Here is a 22,773-nt window from a genome sequence, read left to right as displayed (position 1 = left end):
GCTGTCGATCAGGCGCGGCCGAAGTCCGCGTCCGAGGCGATCGTGTTGACGAGCCGGCCGAGGCCGTCGATTTCGCAGACGACTTCGTCGCCCGTGTTGACGTTGACGATGCCTTCGGGCGTGCCGGTCAGGATCACGTCGCCGGGCGCGAGCGTCATGAAGCCGCTCAGGTATTCGATCAGTGCGCGGATGCCCGTGACGAGATCGCGCGTATTGCCGCATTGCTGACGCGTGCCGTTGACGAACGTGCGCAGCTCGAGCTGCGTGACGTCGGCGATGTCGGCGGCGTCGACGAACCAGGGGCCGAGCACCGTGCCGCCGTCGCGATTCTTCACGCGCAAATTCGGGCGATAGTAGTTTTCGAGGTAGTCGCGAATCGCGTAGTCGTTCGCGATCATGTAGCCCGCCACGTGCTGCATGGCGTCTTCACGCGCGACGTTTTGCGCGGTTCGCCCGATCACGACCGCGAGCTCGCACTCGTAGTGCATGAACGTGACGTCGGCGGGGCGACGCGTGACGCCGCGATGGCCGAGCACCGTGCCGGGCCCCTTCAGAAACACCAGCGGTTCTTCCTGTTTGCTGAACTGCAATTCCTTCGCGTGCTCGGCGTAGTTCAGACCGAGCGCGAAGATCGTGCCGACTTCGATCGGCGCAAGCCAGACCACTTCGTCCTCGCGACGCACGCGGCCGTCGGCTAGGCGCACACCCTGCTCGTGCGGATACGCTTCGTGAATCGCTCCCGCATAGGCGACGCGACCGCGCATCATGACAGTTCTCCGTTTCGTTGATCCATGCCGATGAACGATATGGTCAAGGGCGGCAGCGTGCCGATCGACAGCGTGGCCGTATCGCCGACGTGCGCGACCGGCGAGCCGTGCCGGACGCCGAGCGTGAGCACGTCGCCCGCGTTCAGCGTCATGAAATCGGTGACGTCGGCGAGCAATTGCGCGACGTTGCGCACCGAGGTTGCGGTGCTTGCCGTGAACGGTTCGGCGCGGTTCAGCGAGACGGCGATGTCGAGCCGATCCGGCGCGGCGACGTGGCGCGCGGCGACGAGCGCCGGTCCGATCACGCAGAAGCCGTCGCATGCGCGCAGTCGCACGTTCGGGCGATACACGTTGGTATGCGGCACGCTCAGATCGCCGACCAGCGTATAGCCGGCGATGTAGTCCGCCGCGCGCTCGACGCCGACGCGCGTCGCGGTACGGCCGATCACGATGCCGAGTGACGCGCCGACCTCGACGCCGAGCGTGTTATCCGGCACGACCACGCGCGCCCGATGCCCGGCCAGCGTGTTGCGCGGCTTCAGATACAGAATCGGCGCTTTCGGCGGTGCCTTGTACGGTGCCGCATGCACTGCGTCGCCCAGCGCGTTCAAGGCGGCGCGATCGTTCAGCAGGGCGCCGTACACGACGCCGCTGAGCGGCGCGCGACACGCAACGCCGCGTGCCAGCAACGCGGCCGCGGTGTGCGCGTCCACGTCGCGAGACAGCGCGTCGCCTTCGGGATGCAGCAGATGATCGGCAAGGGCAAACATAAATGCGCAGCCTCGTGGCGAAAGTTTTGCGAAAACACTAAGATGTTAGTAGTATCCCGCTTGATATCATCGACGGTCAATAGGCTGCCGGTTGATCGCGGGTTTTCCCGTAAGCTTCGACAGCTGTTTTTTTCTGATTCCTTGCCGCCATGTCCGCTGCGTCCACCCGAGTTTTGCACCGCAATTTGCCGATGCTGTTGTTACGCGCCCGCGAAAAAATGATGGAGCGTTTTCGTCCGTTGATCACCGCGCATGGACTCACCGAGCAGCAATGGCGAGTGATTCGCGCGCTCAACGAGCACGGCCCGATGGAGCCGCGCCACATCTCCGACATCTGCACGATTTCGAGCCCGAGCATGGCCGGCGTGCTCGCGCGCATGGAGAGCATGGAACTCGTGACGAAAGAACGTTTCGCGGAGGATCAGCGGCGCGTGCTCGTGTCGCTGACCGATACGAGCGTCGACCTGGTGCGCGTGATTTCGAAGGATCTCGAGGCGCACTATCGCGAGCTCGAGCGCAAGGTGGGACCGGAGATCGTCGAGCGCGTGTATCGCGCGGTCGACGATCTGTTGGCGGGGTTGTCGGAAGAGGATGAGTGACCGACGTTTCGCAGCAGGTTTGGGGCTATCTACTGTCTCAGGAGACGCTTCACTTCATCGAGAAATGAGGCGGTCGTGTGACCCCACGGTTCGGGATCAACGTAGAGGCCATAGATTTCCTCAAAATATCCGTCCAAGTTGGCGGAATGGTCGCTTGCAAAACGATCGATTTCATCCACGACTAACTTATGAAGGGTCTTGTCGCTCTCTTTTTTGAAGCACGTGACAATTTCCTGTACGTCATTGCCCCATAAATCGAAATCTTCATTGAAATAGCCATGAATCAGAAAATCCAGATTCGGGTAAGGTGATTCGTCTTTCACAGTAAGCTCATGGCATCAGGTAGGCGGTCAGGACGTAGTATGGCATGCCGTTATATTCCTTCCGGATCAAGAACATGTGAACCTTGCTCAGATTCACCATCTCCCCCGTCTTGCGAATGACCCCGTACCCTACCTGCCTACCTGCATCGCCCGTCAGTTCCAGTCGTATGGAACCGGTATGAGATTGCGCCCACGTCGTTATCCGGGCCGCGTTGTCCTGTATGACCTTGGAAATCGCCCACTCTGCCGTTTGTAGATCAGTGAACGATGAAACAACCCGGCGCTTTGTATTCCTGTGGAGATTCCACGCTAACGGCGGGATTCACGTCCGTCTATGGGCGATGGATGATTCTGGCAGAAGCCGTTGGTTCTCCTTGAGTGTGCCGAGTGCGCCGGGCATGTTTTGAAGCCGCCGACCTACCAGCCGTAAAATCGCTGCCATTCGACGCTGCTGCCGTCCGGCGCAACCGCGTGATACTCGGGGAACTGCGCGCCGGTCGCACAAGCGTGGTTCGGCAGAATGCGCAGTTTCATACCGATCGGAAAGCGCTGCGCGATGTCCTCGGTCCGTGCATCGGCTCGCGCATCGGCCGCAACCGCCGCAAGAATCCCATGCTCCTGATTGGCGCCGCTCACGACATAGTCCGGCAGCAACGTGCCATTGAGCAAACACGGCTGCCCATAGCCGAAATCGTGCGACTGCCGCGACGTACCGCGGTCACGGCTTAACGCCATCCAGCCCGCGTCGAGAATCGCCCAGCCTTTGTCTTCCTGATGACCGATCACGGTCGTGAGTACGCTAAGCGCGATGTCGTCGAGCGTGCAAACGCCCACGTTGTGCATGACCAGATCGAACAGCACGTAGACGCCGGCCCGCACCTCGGTGACGCCTTCGAGATGCCGCGCGGCGAGCGCGGTCGGCGTCGAACCGACGCTGACGGCCGGACACGCGATGCCCGCCTCGCGCAACCGTTCGGCGGCGCGCGCGCAGCCCGCGCGCTCCTGCTCCGCGAGCGCGGCGAGCGCCTCAGGCGTATTCAACTCGTAGCTCGAACCCGCATGGGTCATCACGCCGCCGACCTTCACGCCGTTCTCGTGCAGAATCCGCCCGACGTCGAGCAGCGTCTGCTGTTCGGGCTGGATGCCCGAGCGATGTCCGTCCGTATCGACCTCGATCCAGACCTCGAACGTTTCGCCGTGCTGGTCGCCGAACGCGGCGATCGCCGTGGCGGCGGTCGGATTGTCGACCACGAGCTTCAGTTCGCAGCCCTGGCGGCGCAGCGCGAGCGCGCGCGGCAGCTTCGACGGAACCATGCTGACGGCGTACAGGATGTCGTCGACGCCGGCCGCGAAGAACGCTTCCGCTTCCTTCAGCGTCGACACCGTGATGCCGCGCGCGCCGGCGGCGATCTGCGCGCGCATGACGTCGATGCACTTGGTGGTCTTCACGTGCGGCCGGAACGCGACGCCGAGCGCATTCATCCGCCCCTGCATCCGCGCGATGTTCTTCTGCATCCGCGCGACGTCGATCAGCGCGGCCGGGGTTTCGATCTGTTCGAGTTTCATGTTTGCACCTGAGGAGCGAGGTGAGGTTGGAGATTCAGTGACGACGATCGCGGCCAAAGCCTGCGAGCCACGGCACCAGCCCATCGAGCGAGGCCGCTTCGACCTCGGGCGCCTGCGCTCCCGTGACGAGCGGCAGGGCGACGTGGTTGTGCCAGTAAGTCCGCAAACCGACGGCCGCGGTGCCGAACATGTCGTAGCTCGAGCCGGCGACGAACGCGGCGCGGCGCGGCTCGACGCCGAGCTTGTCGAGCGCGAGGCGGTACGGTTGCGGGTCCGGCTTGTAGACGCCGGCTTCCTCGGCGGTCACGATCGCGTCCCAGCTCACGGGCAAGAGCGCGGCCGCCTGCGAGCCGAGCCGCGTCGAGCAATTGGTGACGACCGCGAGCTTGCAGTGCGGCGCGAGCGCGCGCAACGCACCGAGCGCGCCGGGCCACGGCGTCAGGTTCAGCCAGTTCGCCTGGAGCGCGTTCGCGGCCGATTCGGACAAACCGACTTGCGTGGCGGCCTCGCGCACCAGTTGTTCGTAGGGAACGTAGCGGCCGCAGCCGTATGTCAGACGCAGATAGGCGGCACGCCATGCGCGGCCCGCTTCGTCGGAGCCTGCCGCACGGTTCCATGAGGTCCACGAGTCGAGCAGGGCGGTTAGCAGGTCGAACAGGACCGCGTCGGGGTAGGCGGGGGTGTCGGTGGAATGGGCGGCGGCAGTCATGATTGCATGGGGCCGGCTGTTGAGGATGAGTCAATTATAGGTTTTCGATAGTACGTCAGCGTTCAGATAGGTTGACTGTTAGATTCAGATGGACTGAATCACCGCCGCCACGGTGGCAACGGCCTGAAGCGGCCTTGCAGATACTGCATGAAATGGCGCGTGCGCGCGGGCAGTCCCGCCCGCTGATGCGTGAGCGCGATCACGTTCGCGTCCGGCGCTTTCCAGCCCGGCAGCAGACGCACGAGTTTGCCCTTCGCAAGATCCTCGGCGACGTCCCATTCGGAGCGCAGAATCACGCCGCGTCCCTCGCAGGCCCATTGGCGGATCACGTCACCGTCGTTGCAACTCAGATGCGCGGACACGCGCACGCCGCGGCGCGTGCGGCCCTTGCTGAACTGCCACAGTGACACGTCCTCATTGTTTTCGCGCAGCACGATGCATGGCAGCCGGCTCAACGCATCCGGCGATTCGGGCTGGCCGATTCGCCTGACGAGCGCGGGCGCCGCGCAGACGAAGCGCGCGTTCGGCGCGATCGTATAGCCGACCAGGTTCGACGGCGGCAGCTCGCCGATATGCACGACGATATCGAAGCGATCGAGCGTTTCGGTCAAGGGCCGGTCGGACAGCGTCAGCGCGACGTCGATGTCGGGGTTCTGCTGCTGGAACTCGCCGATCAGCGGCGCCAGATGGCGTCGTCCGAAACCGAGCGGCGCATTGATCTTCAGCGTGCCGACGAGGCCGCCGCGGCGCGTTTGCAGATCGTCGAACAACGCGTCGAACTGCTCGACCAGTTCGGCGCCGCGCTCGCACAGCAGCAGGCCTTCGTCGGTGAATTGCAGGCGGCGCGCGCTGCGGTTCACGAGCTGCATGCCGAGCTTCTTTTCGAGTTGCTGCAGGCGCTGCGTGACCGCCGACGGCGACAGCGCGAGTCGGCGCGCGGCGGCGATCAGGCTGCCGCTCGCGCGCAGCGTGAGCAGGAAGCGGATATCGGCCGAATCGTTCATGGATGCGAGGTGGGTGCAATGGCGGGAGCGGGGAATCTCGCAGCATAATGCGTCCGGATCGATCACAGGGTAAAGTGGCGCTTCCAGTCTATTGATCCAATCATTGGAAGAGACGTCCCATGCCGTTGCCTCATGAGTCGTCCGCGTACGACGCCGCGCCCAATACTCCGCTGAAACAGGCGGTTTTTCTGCACACGGGCTGGCGCAGTGCGGGCACGTGGGTGTGGTCGCGGCTGCGCGAACACGAGCGCGCGGCCGGTTTTTATGAGCCGCTCAGCAATGTGCTCGCCGATCTCAAACCCGCCGACGTGCCCGCCTCGCGGCCGACCTTGACCTCGGGGCACCCGCCGCTCGCCGCACCCTACTTCGACGAATACCGCCCGTTTTTGCGCGAAGATGCGCGCGGCGTGGCGGGTTACGACCGGCGCTTCAGCATCGATCGCTTTACGCGCGATCCCGATGCGACATTCCCGTCACTGCAGGCCTATCTGCGTGCGCTGAGCGAGCACACGATCGAGCAGGGCCGCGTACCCGTCTTCAAGTTTTGCCGCACGGGCGGTCGTCTGCCGTGGCTGAAGCGCGCGTTTGCCGAGGCGCTGCACGTGGGCGTGCTGCGCAATCCCGCATCGCAGTTCGCATCGGGTTGGATGCTGCGGCAGCAGTGGAGCAATGCGTTCTTTGTCGCCGCGCCGTTTCGCGTGCTCGGTCTGAATCAGATGGACCCGCTGGTGCGCGAAGCGATCGGCGTGTGCGGCGTACGCCTGCCGCCGCTACCGTCGATGCCCGATGACGCGTATGCCGTCGCCTGCGAGCAATTCGCGCGCACGGTGGACAGCGACAACGCGTATCGCGCGTTCATTGCGTTGTGGATCCTCTGCGCGCTGCGCATGGGCGAGGGCGTCGATTTGCTGATCGATATGGAGCGGCTCGGCGAGTCGAGCGACTACGCGGCCGGTCTGCGCGCCGCGTTCGACGCGCAATGCGGCTTGTCGCCCGACTTCACGAGCGCGCGCGATCTGATCGAGGAAACGCGCCGCGGCGCGGCGCGTATGACGGGCATCGACGGCGGCGCGTTGCGCGCCGTGCATTCCGCCGCGCTTAAATTCCTGAAGGCGCAGGCGGGCATCGACGCGGCCTTCGTCGAGGCGGTGCGCCAGAAGATGGTGCTGGCCAACGAGTTGACCGAAACATGGCGCTAGCCGTGCGAGGCCAGCGCCGCGCGGCGTATTTCCGTGGCTAGCCCGCCGCCGATACCGCCGCGCAGCCCGAGCAGATAGCTGTCCACGCCGAAGCCGCAAATCTGTCCTTTGACGATCTCCGCAAACACCGACTGATGCCCGAACGCTTCGCCCGGTCCGCGGCTTTGGCGTAGGTCTTCAGGCGCATCGTCGGTACCGCGAACGAGCCGAACGTGCCCGCGCCGGCGACGGCGATCCGGGTGCGGTTCATGAGCGGGTTCCCTGAAAGTCCTGATCAAGACGCGTTAAAGGGCAAGCGGGCTCAAGCAGCGGCCTTTTTCGCGTCGGCCATGCTCTGCGCGCGCATTGCGTCGTAGCTGAGCTTGTCGAGCGGCACGACGTTCTTTGCGCCGAGGTCGCCAAGCCGCACACGGAAGTTCTCACGCGCGCTCCATGCGGCGATCGCGCAGACGATCGTGATGGCGAACGTGATCGCGCCGATCGTCAGCGGCACGTTGTGCGATCCCGGCGGCGCGACGTAGGCGAACAGCGCCGGCAGCAGCGCGGTGATCGTCGTGCCGATGTTCTGGCCGATCGCCATCGCGGAGACGCGCGAACGGGTCGGGAACAGTTCCGGATAGAAGCTCGGGAAGATCGCGTTGTAGCCTTGATAGATGACGCCCCACATCAGGATCGACACCACCATCGCAAGCGGCACGTTGCGGATGCTGATCGCGTACAGATACGCGAAAGACAGCAGCCCTGCGCCGAGCGAGCCGACGATGATCGGCATACGCCGCCCGATCCGGTCGGACAGATTGCCCACGTACGGAATCACCAGCACCGCGACGATGTTGCCGATCACCGGAATCCACAGATACAGGCTCTTCGAAAAGCCGATGCCGTACGACGGCTGCACCGCGTACGCCGCGCCGAAGATCGTCGCGACGACCGGGATCACATTCATCAGCGAGCACAGCACGACGCGCAGCATGTCGCCCCAGTTGTACTTGAATGCTTCGACGATCGGCGAGCGCGGCACGCCGCCGCTCGCGTCCTCCTTCTCGAACGCGGGCGTTTCCTCGACTTCGCGGCGGATGATGTACCCGGCGATCAGCACGACCGCGCTGAGCAGGAACGGAATGCGCCAGCCCCACGCATTGAACGAGGCGTCGTTCATGAAATAGGCGAGCGGCAGGAAGATCGCGGCGGCCAGAATCTGGCCGGCCTGCACGCCTTGCAGCGTGAAGCTCGCGTAAAAGCCGCGTCGCCCGAATGGCGCGTGTTCGAGGATCATCGAACTGGCGCCCGAGATTTCACCAGCGACCGCGAAACCCTGGATCAGTCGCAGCACGACGAGCAGCACCGGCGCGAGAAAGCCGACGTGCTGATAGGTCGGCAGCAGACCGACCGCCATCGTCGACAGACCCATCAGGAACATGCAGACGAGCAGTACGTTCTTGCGCCCGTGTGTATCGCCCCAGTGCCCGAGCACGACCGCGCCGATCGGCCGCGCGACGTAGCCGACGCCGTAGGTTGCGAGCGATGCGACGATCGCGATCTTGGGATTACCGGAAGGGAAGAACAACTGAGGAAAGATCAGGGCGGCGGCCTGCGCATAGATGAAGAAATCGTAGTACTCGAGTGCCGAGCCGATCCAGCCGCTGGCGGTAGCCTTGCGCGCCTGCGAGCTATGCCCGCTGCTTGCCGATGCGTTCGTTTGCATGACGCCTCCTGAATGCGAAATGTTTTTGTCAGCTTCTACGGCTGAATCATTGGCGCCTTTAAACGGGCGCCGCGCAAGCCAGGATTTTCCTGGTCTCGTTGCCGCGGTGCCGCACAACGGGATGGATCGACGCGTGTCACGAGCTGCCGCGGCGCACTCCGGGTTAACCACGGCCTGAGTGCGCCGGGCATTGCATTCAAACCGGCTTCAAGCGACTGCCCCTTGCCCCACTGTTTCGCGGCCGCGACGACCGCTTCGGGGTCTGGCGCCTGAGCGGGCCGCATGGCGAAAGGAGCGTGAAGGTGACGGGCACGGTCGCGTCGAATCTGAGCGACATCGTCGTGCAGTGGGCGAAGGAGGGATACGGGAGTGTGGGCGGTGACGGCCGAGCGCTTGTCGTCGTCGGCGCGGATTCAGGTGTGCATCGAGTTTCTCGGGGAGCAGCTGACGCGCGGACCGTGTGCACTGGCGACGCGCGGCGTGGGCGGACTCTGAGCTGCGCCTGCCCGGATCCGGTGCTCACACGCTTGCGCGTTTACACGCTCGAAGCCGTATCCTCTTCCGCCTCGTCCAGCTCGCTACGCTGAACCGTCGTTACGGAGTCGGGAATGACCGTGGTGGCCGTGACGGGCCGCGGATCTTCGATGCTGTAACGCAGGCGCCAGCCTTCGCGATAGAAACGCAGTTGCCGGTATCGCATCAGATAGACAAGTCCGACGAGCGCGGCGCCGAAGCCCGATGCAGCGCCGACGCCGAGCGCCCAGCGCGGCCCGAAACGGTCGGCGACCCAGCCGACCACCGGCGCGCCGAGCGGTGTGCCGCCGAGCGCGATCGCGAGCAGGATCGCGATCACGCGGCCGCGCATGGCCGGTTCGGTGGTCAGTTGCACGAGGCTATTGGTCGAGGTGGTGAAGGTCTGCGTGGACACGCCGATCGCGATCAGCACGATGCCGAACAGCACGTAGTTCGGCATCAGCGCAGCCGCCGTGCAGCCGACGCCGAACATCGCGCCGGCGCCGAGCAGCAGCCCCATGGTGGGCCGCGCGCGGCGCGCGGCGAGCAGAGCGCCGGTGACCGAGCCAATCGCCATCGTCGAGCTGAGCACGCCGTACTCGCCCGCGCCCGCACGGAACGCGGTGACGGACATCGTCGAGATGAAGATCGGGAAGTTCAGGCCGAAGGTGCCGATCAGGAACAGCATCAGGAGCGCCGCCTTCAGATCGGGGCGTGTCCAGACATATTTGAAGCCTTCGACGAAGCTGCCGCGCGAGCGCACATTGCGCGGCTTGATATGTAACTGGTCCAGCCGCAGCATGCGCAGTGCACCGAGCACGGCGACGAACGAAAGCGCGTTGATCAGAAACACCCAGCCACTGCCCACCGACGCGATCAACAGACCCGCGACCGCTGGCCCGAGCATGCGCGCGGCGTTGAACGACGTGGAGTTCAGCGCGACGGCATTCGCGAGATCGCGTTCGCCGACGAGGTCGGATACGAAGGTTTGGCGTGCGGGGGAATCGAACGCGGTCACGCAGCCGAGCAGGCCCGCGAATACGTAGACCTGCCATAGCTGCACGAGCCCCGTGACCGTGAGCAGACCGAGCGCGAGCGCCAGCGTACCCATTGCCGCCTGGGTCGCGAACAGCAGCTTGCGGCGGTCGAAGTGATCGGCCGCGTAGCCGGTGAGCGGCAGCAACAGCATCTGCGGTCCGAACTGCAGCGACATCACGATGCCCACCGCCGTCGCGTTGTGATGCGTAAGCTCGGTGAGCACCAGCCAGTCCTGCGCCGTGCGCTGCATCCATGTGCCGATGTTCGAGACGATCGCGCCGCTCGCCCAGACACGATAGTTGAATATGCGCAGCGAACGGAACGTGGTGCTCACGGCAGGGGTTTCCTCAACGCGGGGTGGGGCGCATGCGGGTAGCGGCCGGCTTCAATTCAGGCTTTCAGCCCGCGAACGTTCGAGCAGATCGAGCACTTCCCGCGTCGTGCCCGTTTCGCCGAGGCGCGGGAAGATGCGCGTGATGCTGTTGGTGTGCGCGTCGGCGTTCAGATCAGTCATCGCGTCGACGACGAGCGTGACGTTCAGGCCCGCCTCGCTCGCGAAGCGCGCGGTCGATTCGACGCCGATGCTGGTCGCGACACCGACGAGCACCACTTGCGTGACGCCTTGCTGTTGCAGATACGCGGCCAGGTCCGTGTTCGTGAAGGCGCCCCACGTGCGCTTCGTGACCAGATGGTCCGACGGCTGCTGCTTCAGTTCGGGCAGAAGGTCGGCGAAATCGGGCGGGAAGTCGGCGGAGTGGCGACCCTGGTCGGTGCGGCCCGGTGCGCCGGCGGTGACGTTCACGAGCACGACGGGCAGGCCGTGGCGGCGAAACGCATCGAGCAGCGTAACCGAGCGTTCGACGATTTCGCGGGCCGGATGGGGGGCGGTGGGCAGCGCGACGATGCCGCGCTGCAGGTCGACGACGACCAGTGCGGTTTTGGCGTCGAGAGTCGTGAGTGCCATGAAGTGCTCCTGCGAGTGGCGGGACGCGTGTGCGCGAATCGCGAGTTACAAATCGACGAGGCGTTTCAGCAAGTCGACGCCCGTCGCGAGTTGTTGCTGTTCGGCTGCCGTGAAACGCGTTTGAATCGTGCGGTACAGCCAGTCTTCGCGTGCCGCGCGGCTTGCCTTGACCTTCTTGCGAAAGGAGGGTGTCAGCGACAGAACCGTCTGCCGTCCATCGTTAGGATCGGGCGTGCCGCTGACGAGCCCCGCGGCTTTCAGGACCGCGAGCGTTTCTCCCATCGACTGCGGCCGCATGCCGTGCGCACGCGCGAGCGAGGTGACGGTGGCCGGGCCTTCGCGTTCCAGCAAGTTCAGCACCTGCACCTGCGACGGCGTGAAGTCGCCGACATGCGACTCTTCGCGCAGACGCCGGCGCAGCTTGCCCGCCAGCACGCGCAGATCTTCGGCGAGCGTATGAAGTTCTTCCGGCGTAACTGCGGGAGGGGATTGGGTCATGCGGTGAACTCGTGCGATGACATGATGTGAAGGTTTCCTGATAAGGTTACCTTCGTATCTCGCCCGGGTCAAGTTTTGAGATGGCGGTAGGCCGTACGCCGAAACGTCGCCACGATGGCCTCAGCGCGCCCGCATGCGCCGGTTGAAAAAGCGCCATACCGCTCCGCCGACGAGCATCGCACCGCCGAGCGCGAGGCCCAGCAACACCAGCGAACTCAGATGCTCGCGCACCACCGGCACGTTGCCGAACAGATAGCCGCCAGCGATCAGCGAGACCACCCACAGCGCCGCGCCGGCGGTGACGAACGCGACGAAGCGTGAGAACGTCATGCGCGACACGCCCGCGGCGAACGGCGCGAACGTGCGCACCACGGCGATGAACGGCGACAGCAGGAAGGTCAGGCGGCCGCGCGTCTCGCTGAACACGTGGGCGCGGCGCAGCGCATCGCGATTGAGCCAGTAGTAGTTGCGGGTATAGACCTTGTCGCCGACCGCATGGCCGATCGCGTACCCGACGCTGCTGCCGGCCACCGTCGCGACGAACAGCACAGGCGCGATGATCCACACGTTCAACGCGCCGGTGGCCGCGAGCGCGCCGCAGATGAAGATCAGCGGATCGCCGGGCAGAAAGAACAGCGGCAGAAAACCGTATTCGACGAACACGACGACAAACAGCAGTGCGTAGATTGCCGTGCCGAACTGCACGATCAGCGCGCTCAGGTGCTGGTCGAGGTGCAGCGCGATCTGCAGCACATTCATCAGGTTCATCTTGGCGTGGCCTCGAGTGGCGTTCGGATGTGATGAGTGTAGTCCCGCGAGCGTGCGTGCAGGGCGCTTGCGCGAGTTTATGCCATATGCCGCTTGTCGATGTGGCGGTGCCGATGTCAAACTCGGGCGGTCTTCATCGGACGCAACGCCATGTCGCATGATTCCGCCATCACCTTCCGTTTTGCCGCTTTGCACGAAGCCGAAACGATTCGTGCCATCGAATTCGAAGCGGGCCAGCGTTTCGTCAGCGTCGGCATGACCGGGATTGCCGACGCGCCGCCCATGGCGCGCGAGGTCGTCGAGCGCAAGATCGAGGCGCGCGAGATCATCGTCGCGCTCGACCAGCAGACGATCTGCGCGGGCTTCGTGATGTTCGAGCCGCAGCCGGCGCGCATCTACGTTCAGGAACTCGATGTGCTGAGCTCGCACGCGGGCAGGCGCATCGGCGCCGCATTGATCGAAGAGGTCGCGCGAATCGCGCGCGCGCGACAATTGACACAGCTGGTGCTGTCGACGTATCGCGACGTGCCGTGGAATGCGCCGTATTACCGGCGGCTCGGGTTTCGCGATCTCGACACGTCGGAGCTCGACGCGGCGTTGCTCGCGCGGCGCGACGCACATATCGCGCGCGGACTCGATGAATCGAAACGGGTGTTTATGCGGCGCGAGCTTGTCTAGCGCACAAAAAGCGGCGGGCGTGACTGGAATTCAGTCACGCCCGCCGCTTTGTCATTTCATACAGCGGACATGAGTTCGCTGTCGCTACCGTTTACACCGTTTCGAGCGCCGGATAATCGGTGTAGCCGACTTCGCCGCGCGCATAGTACGTCGCCGGGACCGGCTTGTTCAGCGGCGCATCTTCAGCGAAGCGGCGCACCAGATCCGGATTCGCGATGAACAGCTGACCCCAGGCCACCGCATCCGCTTCACCGGAGTCGAGCACCTGCTGCGCGCTTTCCCTGGTGAACTTCTCGTTCGCGATATACGGGCCGCCGAACGCTTCCTTCAACTGCGGGCCGAGGCGGTCGTCGCCGAGCGCTTCACGTGCCGCGATAAACGCGATCTTGCGCTTGCCGAGTTCGCGCGCGACATAGCCGAACGTTGCGGCCGGATCGGAATCGCCCATCGTGTGCGCGTCGCGGCGCGGCGCGAGATGCACGCCGACGCGGTTTGCGCCCCACACGCTGATGCACGCGTCGGTGACTTCGAGCAGCAGACGCGCGCGGTTTTCGATCGGGCCGCCGTAGGCATCGGTACGCTTGTTGGTGCTGTCCTGCAGGAACTGGTCGAGCAGATAGCCGTTCGCGCCGTGCACTTCGACGCCGTCGAAGCCCGCGGCCTTGGCGTTTTCCGCGCCCTTGCGGAACGCTTCGACGACACCGGCGATTTCATCGAGCTCGAGCGCGCGCGGCGTCACGAACGGACGCTCGGGACGCACGAGGCTCACGTGACCACCCGCCGCGATCGCGCTCGGCGCGACCGGCAGCTCCCCGTTCAGGAACACCGGATCCGAAATACGGCCGACGTGCCAGAGCTGCAGGAAGATCTTGCCGCCCGCGTCGTGCACGGCCTGCGTGACGAGCTTCCAGCCTTCGACCTGCTCCTGCGACCAGATGCCCGGCGTTTCGGCGTAGCCGACGCCTTGCGGCGTGACCGACGTCGCTTCGCTGAGGATCAGACCGGCGCTCGCGCGCTCGGCGTAGTAGCGCGCCATCAACGCGTTCGGCACGCGGATTTCCTCGGCGCGCTGACGCGTGAGCGGCGCCATGATGATGCGGTTCGGCAGCGTGATATCGCCAATTTGCAGCGGATCGAAAAGAGTCGGCATAAGAGTTCACCTTTGGCGGCGGGCAAGGCCCGAACCTCAAAAAACTGCGTGAAAAAGGAAGCGCGGCGATGCGAATGCGGCGCTCAGAGCTTCGTGTTCATGTATTCGAGGAACGCCTGAATGACGGGCTCGTTGCGTTTGAAAAACACCCATTGACCAACCCGTTTCGACGTGACGAGCCCCGCGCGCTGCAACGCGGCCAGGTGCGCCGACACGGTGGACTGCGACAGGCCACAGCGCGAGTCGATCTTGCCCGCGCACACGCCGTGGTCGAGCGGCAACTCCTGATCGGCAAAATGCGCGTGCGGCTCGCGCAGCCAGCCGAGAATCTCCCGGCGGACCGGGTTGGCCAGCGCTTTGTGGATCGCGTCGAAATCGGGCGTCATGTGGATGGTTTTCAGGTGATTCGGCAACCGGCACGCCGCATGGCGTGCGCGACATGCATCGCTACAGAACGAATCATATATCGGAACTTAACGATATTGGTGAAAGCACTACTGCGGATGGGGCGATAGGCATCGAATGCAGCAGGCAATGCTGGCGCTGCATCGCATGCGCGAGCAACTTGTGAAGTTCCGGACCATGCAAATCAACGGCTTGCGCGGACGGCTAACCGAGTACGGGGAAGTTACGGCTAAAGGACGGGCGTCGGTGCCGAAGCAGACCGGTTCGGGTGGCAAGGTAAGCCTTCACGGCATAAGTAAGCGCGGCGCTTGACGTGACTCCCCACTTGCGCATCTGGATTGCTGTTCGTACGTCAACTCTTTCGTCGACTCTGCGTCCGGAACTCAGTAGGCGACATCGAGAGCTCTTTACGGAAAAGCTTCGACAGTCTCTCTCCGTTGCTAAGACCGGTTCTACGAGCGATCTTGTCCACCGGAAGATCGCTGTTGGCGAGCAGCTTGCACGTAAGATCGAGCCGCGCACCAAGAAGGTACTTTGAAGGCGTAACACCGAGCTCCCGTTTGAACAGACGCAGGAAATTGCGCTCACTCATCGAAGACGTGCGCGCCGCATCGCCCACCGATATGGGCTTCGCGCAGTTCTGGACGATCCAACGCGCCGACGCACGTGCTTTCTCGGCGAGCGTCTTTGCATCCATCTCTTCGAACGCGGGGGCCAATGTACGCCCGCCATCCGAGCCGAGACGGTCCGCCACGCGCGCGGCCAACTCCGCTCCCAGATCCATCTTGAGCAGTGCGAGCGAGGTCACCAAAGCCTGATCGCGATCATGCTCCGCAGCGCTCGCGGATAACGATCGGAGACGGATATCATGCTTCATCGAAGGCCAATCGCGCCGCGCCACGCCGGCAGCCGACAAAACCATGTGCCCATTCCCGATCGCGGTGACACGGACGCCTCTTGCACAAACCAGTCGCAACAGATCAATGAGGTTGTCGTCGACGGAGGCGTGCGCGACACCACTTCCGCTGGGAACGAAGAGGTTGTCGAGACGATCGAAATCGCGCGTGGAAAAATGCTCTGTCCAAACCATCATCGATGACGAGCATGCAACCGCTCCACCGCCAGCCGAAATGAGGTTCACGCGATATGTCACGGAATGATTCGAACTTTGCGATTGTAATTCATTAGCGACATGCAGAGCTTCGGCGAGCGTGCCGGCGTCCAGCAACGAAAATCCGTCATACAAAATAATCGCCACGTGCTTCACGATTGTCGAACACTGAACAGACCGAATGTCCTGTCTCGGACAATCAGGCGGTGCTAGCGCGTCAGATAAGATTGGCGTCATGCGGCCTCCAGTTCGGCAGGTTTCTATTCGTCACACGGAAAGAAGACAGGATTTCCATGTGTCATCGGACTTCGATTCTCGCGTTTTCAGATTTATTCTCGCCGTTTTAATCGACAAGGTTTCAGGCGAGAAAAATACGTTGCCGAAGGGCGGTGGTGCAAGCCCGGCATCCAGGTCGCGGCGCGCGATAAAAACGACTGTCAGCGGAAAATGCAGCGGCCTTGCCTCAGTGTCGAGATGCAAGGTGTCCGCCTCAAAATAGCGGAGGCGTCACTGCAATATGGGCAGCAACCCGGTAATCAGAAAGAAAATAGTAATAACAAGCAATGAGAATCAGCGAGGTTCCCATATATCGGTATTCCTGGTTCAAGCGTATTCTTCATATAGTAAACTTTGAAGGTAAACTGGCGAGATAATAAGCAGTTGTGCCACGTAAATATCGTTACACGCCATAACTTACCGCGTGAAAAAAAATCCCACCAATTACTTTCAACCTTTATCGGCCGGACAGAACTAAGTTTTGACTTAATGAAACTACGGCGCGTTCAACTGGCCGCATACCCTGGTGAATTAGTAGGGAAGGTCTGCAAAAGTCCTGGTGTTGACGTCAAGGTGGACGAAACGCGCTGCAAGGCGAAGCCGCTTCAGAGCTAGTCCCGGCTAATACATCTGATTGAATCATCCATGCCCATTGCTTCACCGAGTCTCGTGACCGCAACCATACAAATCCGGTCTCCGGCCTCTTCAAGCGTGATGGTCTGTTCTTTGTAGGCCAGTGCGATCGCCTCCACTGCACGCATAAAGAACTCCGACTCCTCATCCGTCCAGTCTACGGGAAGGTCAGCACTAAGCCATTCTGAATTCATCCTGCCTCCTTAGGATACCTTGTGAGGTCCACGAAGCAAGCTGGATCTCGCTCATTTGCGCTAGCACCGGATCCGAAGACTGTTAAGTGGGCCTACGTCGTCGCGCGGTCTCCGAGGTCTCGTTTGCCGAGGACTGAGCTGCGAAGCCGTGCCTCAAACTGGAGGAGAATCGTTTCTTTCGAGAAATTGGATGCGGCGTATTGCCGTCCGAGGGTGCCAAGGCGCTCACGAAGCGACGGGTCGTCGGCGAGACGAAGGATGGCGTGTGACAATGCCGTGAAAGAGCCGGGCTCGACTGCGACGCCGACCGAGTTGATGACGCTCCATAACTCGGTACCTTCATTCGCAGTCGCAATTACCGGTCGGCTGCTCGACAGCATTGGGCCAAGCTTCGAAGGCATGACGAGATCCGCGGCGCCCGCAAGCTGTGGAAGGACGTGTATGTCCGCAGCCGATAGCAATTCATTGAACCGCTCTTTAGGTTGCAGCCCGAGAAACTTGACGTTCGGTACGTCACGGGCCTTTTCGAGCAGGACATCTTTTGCTGGTCCAGCGCCACAGATCAGGAACATGATGTCCGCGCGCCACGTGAGAAGCTTTGCAGCGTCGACAATGATTTCCAGACCTTGCTTAAGTCCGAGATTGCCTGAGTAGAGGACGACCAGCGCTCCGTGGCCGATGGTGAGCTGCGCGCGATAGGGGTTGTCCGTGCTGTTTGGATGCGCGTGTTGAGTATCGACCCAGTTGGGAAAGGTGAAAGCTTTTTCCGAGGAGACCCCCTTCTGCACGGCGAGCCGTGTCATCGCTGCGGAGGGTGTCGAGACGACGTCGGCGCGTGACATCAACCATCTTTCCACGCGCAAAGCCAGCTTTCTTGCGACATGGCCTTTCAGTATGCCCAGTCGAAACGCTGCGTCGACTTCGTAGTCCTGTACATGAAGCCAACATGAGGCGCTGGCGACGCGGGCGGCGAACAACGCGACGGGAGACGCGAACAAAGGTGGCTCTACGAGCCACACGGCGTGCGGACGCCACGCGATCTGCCACAGAGCGGCCGGACTCGCGAAGACCGCGAAGCTCATCAGATGTAGCACGCGTTTCAGACCCGACGGGCGCTTGGGGCACCAGAAGGGAACGCGTATGACGGAAACGTTGTTGATTTGCTCAGTCGAGTACGTCAACGCGTTATAGCCAGCCTTGATGCGCCACTCAGGATAGTATGGAGACGCGGTTATCACGCGTATCGTGTGCCCCTGTAATGCGAGCCACTCCGCAAGCTCCGCGGAGTACTTTCCCACCCCTGTCACCTCTGGGGCATAGTTGAGCGAGATTATCAGCACTTTCATTGAGTAATCCACATCTTGGGAAAAAGAAGATCAAGTCTGCGTTGGGCACGGGAACGTGCGACCCATGCGTTCGGACTCTGACGGAGGCTATCGTTCCGTGGCTTGCTCGCAGTCGCATTCGTATTCGCGTTGTGTCAAAGCTGCGCGTTCGCCTTTTGATTCGAAGATCGCAGATATCAAATTGCCCGGTCGGACAAATGCTTGTCGTGCCTCGCCTAGATGGGCTTCGCCAGCCAGGACATATGATCGCAAGTCGTGTGGGCGCAGGAGGCCTGATGCCGGTCTCTTGCCACTCGCGGTGGGCGAAAGCCGACAACTTCTTGCCAATTTCCGTCTTGACCGGGGACATCAGGGCGCGGCGCTTATATTCCTTTCACGTCGACGAGATTCAAGTTCGCTACATGCAATCGCGTGAACACGCTGTGCTAACCCATAGTGCTCGGTATACAGCGGCTTTGACGGAGAGCTCGTACAACCATGCCATGGATACTGACACGGTTAATCTGGCGGACTACGCACAGACCTTACTAAGGGACTGACGTCTTATTGCCGCGGTAACGCTGATCGTGGGTAGAACATTCTCGTCATTCAATTCAAGGCGCGGGCTTGACCAGCATTCAGCGGGAGCTAATCGTGCAAAGCGTTCAGTTGACCGGGACTCCCATCGTACTTTCGAGATTCATATTCGGCACCGCCAGTCTTTTCAACAGTGGCTCCGAAAAAGCAAGACGACGACTATTATTCTCAGCGGTGGACGCCGGGTTCACCCATTTCGACACGGCCCCCTACTATGGCTTTGGCTTGGCCGAGCGCGATCTTGGCCACGTTCTCAAAGCACGACCGGAGGTCACTGTCACCACCAAAGTCGGTATCTATTCGCCCGGCGGCGAGGAGCAAAGCGGAGCCGCTGTTTTTGTTCGCAAGGCGACAGGGCGCTTTATAAAGACCATCTCGGGTCCAACGGTGGATTTCTCAGTTGCCCGAGCGAAGAGAACACTCGAGGGCAGTTTGCGTCGTCTGAAGCGTGACTCTATCGACATCTACGCGCTGCACGAGCCTGAACTTTCCCTGCTCAATACTGATGAATGGTTGAAATGGCTCGAGAGTCTCCTACGCGACGGAACGGTCCGTACTTTCGGCCTCGCGCTAACTACGGATAAGGTCGAACCGTTCCTCGCTGCCGGCTCCGAACTGACCCGCTTCATTCAGGTCCACGACAGTCTCACCGGTCGCGAGGCCGACGTACTGACCTGCTACCGCAAGCCCTTCCAGATCACTTATGGTTATGTCTCCGCGTCCCGCAAGGAGGGGTCGCCGCTGTCAGTGACAGAGGTTCTGCGTCGGGCACTACTTCGCAATACCGATGGCGCAATCATCGTGAGCACGAAGCAGTTGGCCAGGCTGCAGCAATATGCCCGGCTCGTGGCGGAAACGGCCGATGCTCAATGACCTGGGCGGGCAGGGCGCAATTTCGCGGGCAGCCGATTTCATAGTCATCGGCGCGGGAACCGTCGGCCTACCGATCAGCGTACTACTGGCGCGGAAGACAGGCGCAACCGTCATCTGCCTGGAAACCGGCGGATTGCGCCAGGAAGAGGACACGCATCCGCTCAATGAAGTCGTCCAGCAGGGGATGTTCTACAAGGGCGCCTCGCACGGACGTTTCCGATGCCTGGGCGGTACCTCGATGCGATGGGGCGGGGCCCTCATTCCCTTCCAAAACTCTGATCTCTGCAATGCCAACTGGCCGATCTCACTCGATGAACTAACCCCTTTCATCGGTGACGTCGAGCGGCTATTCTCCCTGGAACCGGGCCCGTATTTCGACGTCTCCTTTCCGTTCGAACTCGGTGGGACCCATGTCAATCGTCTCGCCAAGTGGCCAGAATTCCGGAAGCGCAATGTAGCGGCGTTGTTGGACGCTGACGTCGCTGCGGCAGCCAACCTTCAGGTCTGGTTGAATGCCCATGTCGTCAAAATCAAAACTCAGACTGAAGGCGTCCGACTGGAAGCGGTATCGCAAAATGGTGACAGGCTAGCTATCTCGGGGAGGAAGCTCATCGTCGCCGCTGGCGCGATCGAAACAACCCGTCTGGCATTGCTAATCGACCGTCAGAACAATGGAGCCGTCTCCGCCCTTACGTCTGCGCTCGGCCATAACTTCACGGATCATATTTCCGCAGAAGTAGCGGAAATCGTCGCCTCCGAAAGCGCTTTGCTAAATAAGATCGTCGGCTTTCGATTCGGCGCCGCCGGTTCAATGCGCAATATTCGTTTCGAGCTAGCGCCACAAGCGGAGGCGCGGCGGCATCTGCCGCCAGGTTTCTGCCACATCGGGTTCGAGGTTGAGAAACCCGGTGGCTTTGATGTGCTACGGGAGATATTCCGGAATGTACAGCGTCGTAAGTCACCGCCGCCACGAGTAATGTTCGATTTGATTGCGAATACCCCCTGGCTTGCGCGCGCCATGTGGTGGAGGCTCGCGAACAAACGTCTACTGTTTCCCGCCCACTCGCGCCTGATTGTCCATTCGGTGGTTGAGCAGCTTCCATCTCCCAACAATCGTATCACTCTCAGCGATACGTGCTGCGACCGCTTTGGCTTGCCACTCGCTGAGATCAACTGGAGGTTGTCCAAGGAAGACAAAGAAAACGTAATCGAGACATCGGAACTATTTAAAAGAACCTGGAAAACGAGCAAATTCGCCTCGCTTGGCGTATGGAAATCGATCGAGCCACAGCAAATCTGGGCCAACATCGACAACGCAGAAGGCATCTTCCATCCGACAGGTTCGACTCGCATGGGTGCTTGCCCCGCCGATGGCGTGGTGGACAAAAACCTCAACCTCTTCGGTGTCGCGAATGTCCAGCTACTTGCCACGTCAGTCTTGCCGACGGGAGGTGGGGCGAATCCGACTATGATGCTGCTGCTGCTGGGGATGCGATGTGTCAATCAGCACGCTGCCGGCAGCACCCCGCCAAAAGCTTGATGCTTTCCGCCAACCGCGGGTATTGAGCCGTGTGGACGCTACGATGGTCCGTTGAGAGAGGAGTCTATGCCTAAAGATGCAATCAACCGGCAAGGCGTTCGTCCGAGCATAATCCTGAAAGGCGTGAATTCGAGACAGGGACCTTCATTTTCGTTGTCGAACAGATTTCTGAGGGTTCTTTGGGGCGTCATCTATATCGTTTTCTTCGTGCCGACGCCGCGTGTCTTTCATGCGTGGCGTCGCTGGATTCTGCGACTATTCGGGGCCACTATAGGCGCAGGTGTTCACGTCTATCCGCGTGTGCGCATCTGGGCGCCATGGAATCTTTCGATCGGCGACTTTACAGGCGTTGCCAATGGAGTGAACTTGTATTCCATCGAACGCATCACGTTAGGTGAGCGTTGCACGATATCGCAGGGCGCGCAGCTCTGTACAGGAAGTCACGACTACAACCATCCGACGTTTCAGCTAACTGCAAAGCCGATTATTGTGGGATCGGACGCGTGGGTGTGCTCTGAAGTCTTCGTTTGCCCTGGCATTCATATCGCGCCGGGAGCGGTTGTAGGCGCGCGATCAGTGGTAACGCGGAGTCTGCTGGATGAGTGGACTGTGTATGCCGGCATGCCAGCAAGGAAGATTTCTCTTAGAGTCAAGCACGGAGATCCCAATGAGCAAAGTGTCTGTACTAGTGCTGACGAAGAATGAAGAACAGGATTTGCCTGGTTGTCTTGAGACCGTCATCGGGTGGTCCGACGACATCCACGTATTTGATTCGCTCAGCACAGACGGGACCGTCGCGTACGCTCGCTCGGTATGCGCGAACGTGATCTCCAGACCATTCGACGACTGGTCCACTCACCAGAACTGGGGATTGAAAAACATCCCATTCAAGCACGAATGGGTGCTGTATCTGGATGCCGACGAGCGCGTTCCCCCATTGCTCGTGCCGGAGATTGAAAAGGCGGTCTCGAACGCCGGCGATGCGGTGGCGTTTCAGATTAGACGCCGCGACTTCTTCAATGACAAGTGGCTCAGGCACGTGCAGGCTTCACCGTACTTCGTTCGGCTTTTCAGGCCCCAGCATATCCACTATGAACGGCTCGTCAATCCCGTCACCGTGGTGGATGGCAAGACTGGCCGGCTCGACGGCTATCTCGATCACTTCCCTTTCAGCAAGGGGCTATCGCACTGGCTTTCACGGCATAACGCCTACAGTTCGCTGGAAGCAGATCAGTTCCTTCGCAATAGGGCGAACGGCAACAAGTTCAGCCTTTCCAAGGCGCTGTTTGCGGCCGATTTCCAGACTCGCCGCTATCATCAAAAGCGCCTGTTCTACCAACTTCCATGCCGCCCGGTGATCAAGTTCGTTTTACTTTACTTGGTTCGTCGAGGCTTCCTCGACGGACACCCGGGCTTGGTGTATGCGACGCTGCAGTCGGTCTATGAGTACTTCATCGTTCTGAAAGTCAGGGAGAAGATGAGGGCGGCGAGAACGCAAGTCGATCGCCCTACGTTAAGCGAAGAATTGAAGAGTTGAACCGCGCATGCGCGTTATGATGAATGTCTGT

At 61.6% G+C, this 22,773-nt stretch carries 25 protein-coding genes and 3 pseudogenes; 9 read left to right on the top strand and 19 right to left on the bottom strand.

Annotated features, from left to right (window positions below; translation table 11 throughout):
* Positions 1 to 8 precede the first annotated feature (8 nt).
* On the bottom strand, positions 9 to 767 hold the full coding sequence (locus tag OKW27_RS16365) for a fumarylacetoacetate hydrolase family protein (protein ID WP_090806337.1): 759 nt from the start codon (positions 765 to 767) through the stop codon (positions 9 to 11).
* Positions 764 to 1,537, bottom strand: a complete 774-nt coding sequence (locus tag OKW27_RS16360) for a fumarylacetoacetate hydrolase family protein (RefSeq protein ID WP_429334091.1) — start codon at positions 1,535 to 1,537, stop codon at positions 764 to 766. Before OKW27_RS16360 ends, OKW27_RS16365 begins: the two co-directional genes overlap by 4 nt.
* Before the next feature lie 191 nt (positions 1,538 to 1,728).
* Between OKW27_RS16360 and hpaR the strand changes: the two genes are divergently transcribed.
* Positions 1,729 to 2,136: a homoprotocatechuate degradation operon regulator HpaR gene (gene hpaR, locus OKW27_RS16355; protein ID WP_090806334.1), complete on the top strand. Its 408-nt coding sequence runs from the start codon at positions 1,729 to 1,731 to the stop codon at positions 2,134 to 2,136.
* A 29-nt stretch (positions 2,137 to 2,165) separates the two neighbouring features.
* Here the strand turns inward: hpaR and OKW27_RS16350 are convergent, their stop codons facing one another.
* From OKW27_RS16350 to OKW27_RS16330, 5 genes are all read right to left on the bottom strand, one after another.
* The gene (locus OKW27_RS16350) at positions 2,166 to 2,459 is read right to left on the bottom strand and encodes a contact-dependent growth inhibition system immunity protein (RefSeq protein WP_429334090.1); all 294 of its coding nucleotides are present in this window, start codon (positions 2,457 to 2,459) and stop codon (positions 2,166 to 2,168) included.
* 7 nt (positions 2,460 to 2,466) lie between these two features.
* Positions 2,467 to 2,781 (bottom strand): RNase A-like domain-containing protein, encoded by a 315-nt coding sequence (locus OKW27_RS16345; RefSeq protein ID WP_429334619.1) that lies wholly within the window; start codon positions 2,779 to 2,781, stop codon positions 2,467 to 2,469.
* A 95-nt stretch (positions 2,782 to 2,876) separates the two neighbouring features.
* On the bottom strand, positions 2,877 to 4,025 hold the full coding sequence (locus OKW27_RS16340; RefSeq protein WP_429334089.1) for a DSD1 family PLP-dependent enzyme: 1,149 nt from the start codon (positions 4,023 to 4,025) through the stop codon (positions 2,877 to 2,879).
* 34 nt (positions 4,026 to 4,059) lie between these two features.
* Entirely contained in the window at positions 4,060 to 4,734 is a 675-nt protein-coding gene (locus OKW27_RS16335) for an HAD-IA family hydrolase (protein WP_429334088.1), read from the bottom strand.
* Between the two features lie 98 nt (positions 4,735 to 4,832).
* Positions 4,833 to 5,738 carry a LysR substrate-binding domain-containing protein gene (locus OKW27_RS16330; RefSeq protein ID WP_429334087.1) on the bottom strand — a complete coding sequence of 302 codons (906 nt, stop codon included), beginning with the start codon at positions 5,736 to 5,738 and terminating at the stop codon, positions 4,833 to 4,835.
* A 119-nt stretch (positions 5,739 to 5,857) separates the two neighbouring features.
* On the opposite strand from OKW27_RS16330, the gene OKW27_RS16325 reads away from it, so the two are divergent.
* Positions 5,858 to 6,937: a hypothetical protein gene (locus OKW27_RS16325; RefSeq protein WP_429334086.1), complete on the top strand. Its 1,080-nt coding sequence runs from the start codon at positions 5,858 to 5,860 to the stop codon at positions 6,935 to 6,937.
* Here the strand turns inward: OKW27_RS16325 and OKW27_RS16320 are convergent.
* A pseudogene (locus OKW27_RS16320) lies at positions 6,934 to 7,086 on the bottom strand (type II 3-dehydroquinate dehydratase); the annotation flags it as partial. The gene OKW27_RS16325 and the pseudogene OKW27_RS16320 sit on opposite strands and share 4 nt — an antisense overlap.
* A 152-nt stretch (positions 7,087 to 7,238) precedes the next feature.
* A complete protein-coding gene (locus OKW27_RS16315; protein ID WP_429334085.1) occupies positions 7,239 to 8,642 on the bottom strand; it encodes an MFS transporter in 1,404 nt (467 codons plus the stop codon).
* A gap of 230 nt (positions 8,643 to 8,872) precedes the next feature.
* Here OKW27_RS16315 and OKW27_RS16310 point away from each other — a divergent pair.
* Positions 8,873 to 9,137, top strand: a pseudogene (locus tag OKW27_RS16310) (LysR family transcriptional regulator); the annotation flags it as partial.
* Between the two features lie 40 nt (positions 9,138 to 9,177).
* Here the strand turns inward: OKW27_RS16310 and OKW27_RS16305 are convergent.
* The 4 genes from OKW27_RS16305 to OKW27_RS16290 form a co-directional block, all read right to left on the bottom strand.
* A complete protein-coding gene (locus tag OKW27_RS16305; RefSeq protein ID WP_090806319.1) occupies positions 9,178 to 10,527 on the bottom strand; it encodes an MFS transporter in 1,350 nt (449 codons plus the stop codon).
* A 51-nt stretch (positions 10,528 to 10,578) separates the two neighbouring features.
* On the bottom strand, positions 10,579 to 11,157 hold the full coding sequence (locus tag OKW27_RS16300) for an isochorismatase family protein (protein ID WP_187613095.1): 579 nt from the start codon (positions 11,155 to 11,157) through the stop codon (positions 10,579 to 10,581).
* A 45-nt stretch (positions 11,158 to 11,202) separates the two neighbouring features.
* The gene (locus OKW27_RS16295; RefSeq protein WP_184065162.1) at positions 11,203 to 11,655 is read right to left on the bottom strand and encodes a MarR family winged helix-turn-helix transcriptional regulator; all 453 of its coding nucleotides are present in this window, start codon (positions 11,653 to 11,655) and stop codon (positions 11,203 to 11,205) included.
* A gap of 120 nt (positions 11,656 to 11,775) precedes the next feature.
* The gene (locus OKW27_RS16290; RefSeq protein WP_018424973.1) at positions 11,776 to 12,423 is read right to left on the bottom strand and encodes a VTT domain-containing protein; all 648 of its coding nucleotides are present in this window, start codon (positions 12,421 to 12,423) and stop codon (positions 11,776 to 11,778) included.
* A gap of 150 nt (positions 12,424 to 12,573) precedes the next feature.
* On the opposite strand from OKW27_RS16290, the gene OKW27_RS16285 reads away from it, so the two are divergent.
* Positions 12,574 to 13,101 (top strand): GNAT family N-acetyltransferase, encoded by a 528-nt coding sequence (locus tag OKW27_RS16285; RefSeq protein WP_429334084.1) that lies wholly within the window; start codon positions 12,574 to 12,576, stop codon positions 13,099 to 13,101.
* A 91-nt stretch (positions 13,102 to 13,192) separates the two neighbouring features.
* Here OKW27_RS16285 and OKW27_RS16280 read toward each other — a convergent pair whose 3' ends face one another.
* Positions 13,193 to 14,251, bottom strand: coding sequence for an alkene reductase (locus OKW27_RS16280; protein ID WP_187617777.1), 1,059 nt, complete (start codon positions 14,249 to 14,251; stop codon positions 13,193 to 13,195).
* 83 nt (positions 14,252 to 14,334) lie between these two features.
* Positions 14,335 to 14,637 (bottom strand): ArsR/SmtB family transcription factor, encoded by a 303-nt coding sequence (locus tag OKW27_RS16275; RefSeq protein WP_018424976.1) that lies wholly within the window; start codon positions 14,635 to 14,637, stop codon positions 14,335 to 14,337.
* A gap of 139 nt (positions 14,638 to 14,776) precedes the next feature.
* On the opposite strand from OKW27_RS16275, the pseudogene OKW27_RS16270 reads away from it, so the two are divergent.
* Positions 14,777 to 14,914: pseudogene (locus tag OKW27_RS16270) on the top strand (IS110 family transposase); the annotation flags it as partial.
* 94 nt (positions 14,915 to 15,008) lie between these two features.
* On the opposite strand, the gene OKW27_RS16265 reads toward OKW27_RS16270, so the two are convergent.
* The 4 genes from OKW27_RS16265 to OKW27_RS16250 all read right to left on the bottom strand — a co-directional run bounded on the left by OKW27_RS16265 (position 15,009) and on the right by OKW27_RS16250 (position 18,216).
* The gene (locus OKW27_RS16265; protein WP_244144955.1) at positions 15,009 to 15,914 is read right to left on the bottom strand and encodes a GlxA family transcriptional regulator; all 906 of its coding nucleotides are present in this window, start codon (positions 15,912 to 15,914) and stop codon (positions 15,009 to 15,011) included.
* A 120-nt stretch (positions 15,915 to 16,034) separates the two neighbouring features.
* A complete protein-coding gene (locus OKW27_RS16260) occupies positions 16,035 to 16,247 on the bottom strand; it encodes a hypothetical protein (protein WP_143037197.1) in 213 nt (70 codons plus the stop codon).
* A gap of 407 nt (positions 16,248 to 16,654) precedes the next feature.
* Complete coding sequence (locus OKW27_RS16255) at positions 16,655 to 16,870, bottom strand: hypothetical protein (protein WP_184067996.1); 216 nt, start codon at positions 16,868 to 16,870, stop codon at positions 16,655 to 16,657.
* Positions 16,871 to 16,962: 92 nt separating this feature from the next.
* Complete coding sequence (locus OKW27_RS16250; RefSeq protein ID WP_090806297.1) at positions 16,963 to 18,216, bottom strand: glycosyltransferase WbuB; 1,254 nt, start codon at positions 18,214 to 18,216, stop codon at positions 16,963 to 16,965.
* Positions 18,217 to 18,822: 606 nt separating this feature from the next.
* On the opposite strand from OKW27_RS16250, the gene OKW27_RS16245 reads away from it, so the two are divergent.
* The 4 genes from OKW27_RS16245 (at position 18,823) to OKW27_RS16230 (ending at position 22,742) form a co-directional block, all read left to right on the top strand.
* Positions 18,823 to 19,665: an aldo/keto reductase gene (locus tag OKW27_RS16245; RefSeq protein ID WP_429334083.1), complete on the top strand. Its 843-nt coding sequence runs from the start codon at positions 18,823 to 18,825 to the stop codon at positions 19,663 to 19,665.
* A complete protein-coding gene (locus OKW27_RS16240; protein ID WP_429334082.1) occupies positions 19,655 to 21,205 on the top strand; it encodes a GMC oxidoreductase in 1,551 nt (516 codons plus the stop codon). The genes OKW27_RS16245 and OKW27_RS16240 overlap by 11 nt, the downstream gene beginning before the upstream one ends.
* A 66-nt stretch (positions 21,206 to 21,271) precedes the next feature.
* Positions 21,272 to 21,910 (top strand): putative colanic acid biosynthesis acetyltransferase, encoded by a 639-nt coding sequence (locus OKW27_RS16235; protein WP_429334081.1) that lies wholly within the window; start codon positions 21,272 to 21,274, stop codon positions 21,908 to 21,910.
* Positions 21,873 to 22,742, top strand: coding sequence for a glycosyltransferase family 2 protein (locus OKW27_RS16230; RefSeq protein WP_429334080.1), 870 nt, complete (start codon positions 21,873 to 21,875; stop codon positions 22,740 to 22,742). The genes OKW27_RS16235 and OKW27_RS16230 overlap by 38 nt, the downstream gene beginning before the upstream one ends.
* The last annotated feature ends 31 nt before the right edge of the window (positions 22,743 to 22,773 follow it).

This window comes from Paraburkholderia sp. 35.1 (genome assembly GCF_050436525.1).
GTDB lineage: Bacteria > Pseudomonadota > Gammaproteobacteria > Burkholderiales > Burkholderiaceae > Paraburkholderia > Paraburkholderia tuberum.
Note: the sequence above shows the minus strand (reverse complement) of the source record. Positions and strands in the feature narration are given on the sequence as shown.